This window comes from uncultured Porphyromonas sp., from assembly GCF_934359325.1.
GTDB lineage: Bacteria > Bacteroidota > Bacteroidia > Bacteroidales > Porphyromonadaceae > Porphyromonas_A.
The window spans coordinates 1-2004 of sequence record NZ_CAKRLH010000252.1; the positions used below are offsets into that span (position 1 = coordinate 1).

3 protein-coding genes are annotated in these 2004 nt (G+C 59.5%); all 3 read left to right on the forward strand.

Annotated features, from left to right (window positions below; translation table 11 throughout):
• A partial coding sequence (rfbB, locus tag Q0F21_RS07490) for a dTDP-glucose 4,6-dehydratase (protein WP_297238760.1) occupies window positions 1-888 on the forward strand: 888 nt, incomplete at its 5' end.
• A 42-nt stretch (window positions 889-930) separates the two neighbouring features.
• Window positions 931-1509 (forward strand): dTDP-4-dehydrorhamnose 3,5-epimerase, encoded by a 579-nt coding sequence (gene rfbC, locus Q0F21_RS07495; protein ID WP_297238762.1) that lies wholly within the window; start codon window positions 931-933, stop codon window positions 1507-1509.
• 283 nt (window positions 1510-1792) lie between these two features.
• A partial coding sequence (locus Q0F21_RS07500; RefSeq protein ID WP_297238764.1) for a DEAD/DEAH box helicase family protein occupies window positions 1793-2004 on the forward strand: 212 nt, incomplete at its 3' end.

The window sequence follows — 2004 nt, forward strand, 5'->3', positions numbered from 1 at the left end:
GGCGACATCGCTGACTACGACTTCGTCCTCCGGATAATGCAGGAGTACCGGATCGATGGGATCATCAACTTTGCTGCTGAGAGCCATGTCGACCGGAGCATCAAGGATCCCTTTGTCTTCGTCCGGAGCAATGTCCGCGGCTGCGTGTCGCTCCTTCAGGCAGCCTGCAAGGTGTGGCGGCAGGAGGGTGGCTTCGATGGCAAGCGCTTCTATCAGATCAGCACGGATGAGGTGTATGGTTCGCTCGGGCCGGAGGATCCCCCCTTCAGCGAGACCACCCGCTACGACCCACACTCGCCCTACGCCGCCTCCAAGGCGTCGTGTGACCACTTTGTCCGCGCCTTCCACGATACCTACGGGCTACCCACGCTGATCTCCAATTGCTCCAATAACTACGGCCCCTACCAGCACCCCGAGAAGCTTATCCCTCTCTTCATCAACAATATCCGTGAGGAGCGTGAGCTGCCGGTCTACGGCGACGGCCGTCAGGTGCGCGACTGGCTCTATGTCGATGACCACGCTGCGGCGATAGACCTTATCTATCAAGAGGGCAGGATAGGCGAGACCTACAATATAGGTGGTCACTGCGAGCGGGAGAATATCGAGGTGATCCACACCCTGATCTGCCTCGTAGACGAGGCTCTGGGGCGCCCTACGGGGAGCTCCGAGCGGCTGATCCGCCACGTGGGCGACCGCCCGGGGCACGACGTGCGCTACGCCATCGATGCGTCCAAGATCGAGCGGGAGCTGGGCTGGAGACCGGAGCATACCTTTGAGGAGGGGCTTCGGAAGACGGTCGACTGGTATCTGACTAATGAGAAGTGGCTCACTCACGTCACTTCCGGCGCCTACCGCACCTACTACCAGGATATGTACTCTCACCGCTGAGATCCTTCAGTTATACATAAGAACAGGTACCTGACAGGACTTATGGATGAGAAGGTAAGGGTGACAGAGACGGAGATCGAGGGCGTGCTGATCCTCGAGCCTCGGGTCTACACGGATGAACGGGGGTACTTTATGGAGAGCTACTCCCGAGAGAGATACGAGGCGATCTGCGGGACGACCTTTGTGCAGGACAATGAGTCGAGGTCATCCTACGGGGTGGTGCGGGGACTCCACTACCAGCGCGATCCCTATGCTCAGGCAAAGTTGATCCGCGTCATCGTGGGGCGTGTGTGGGATGTGGCGGTAGACCTTCGCCCCGACTCCCCGACCTATGGGAAGCATGTCGCTGTCGAACTAGCGGAGGACAATCACCTGCAATTCTTCATCCCGAGGGGCTTTGCGCACGGCTTCTGCGTGCTGAGCGACGCGGCGGTCTTCCAGTACAAGGTGGATAACTACTACCACCCCGAGAGCGAGGGGGCGGTGGCGTGGGACGACCCGACGCTCGCCATACCGTGGCCCATACGCCCCGAGGAGATGATCCTCTCGGAGAAGGACCTCCACAACCCCCGCCTCTCCAGTCAGGATCTCGGCACCCCGATCCCGCTTTTCCCCCTCTAAGGAAAGGAGAGACCACACCACCGGCAAGCCTATGGTGCCACTCCTAATTATATAGGGAGCATACTTCAGTGGTGCAAAGGTACCACCTCCACCAGAGGGGATGTCTCCTTGTGTCGCACCGGGTTCCTTACTGCCTTTTTATGTGTAAAAATGTAGACTAGCCGACACTCTATCCGCTGAGCGAAGATCCCACCATTGCGTCACCCCTGTTGGAGTCCGGTAGCCCCCGCTCCCTCGGGCGCTATTTTGGTACCTTTGTCGGGAGAGACAGAGGAGAGATAGAATGGATTTTGAACTCATATCAAGCTACAAGCCGACCGGTGACCAGCCTCGGGCGATCGCTGACCTGGTCCACGGTGTAGAGCGGGGGCAGCGCTTCCAGACGCTGCTCGGCGTCACCGGCTCCGGTAAGACCTTTACGGCGGCCAATGTGGTGGCGGAGGTGCAGCGGCCGACGCTGGTGCTGTCGCACAATAAGACACTGGCGGCGCAGCT

What these genes read in the sequence shown, in the direction of transcription:
- rfbC (WP_297238762.1), top strand. Translation starts at nt 931, where the DNA reads ATGGATGAGAAGGTAAGGGTGACAGAGACGGAGATCGAGGGCGTGCTG.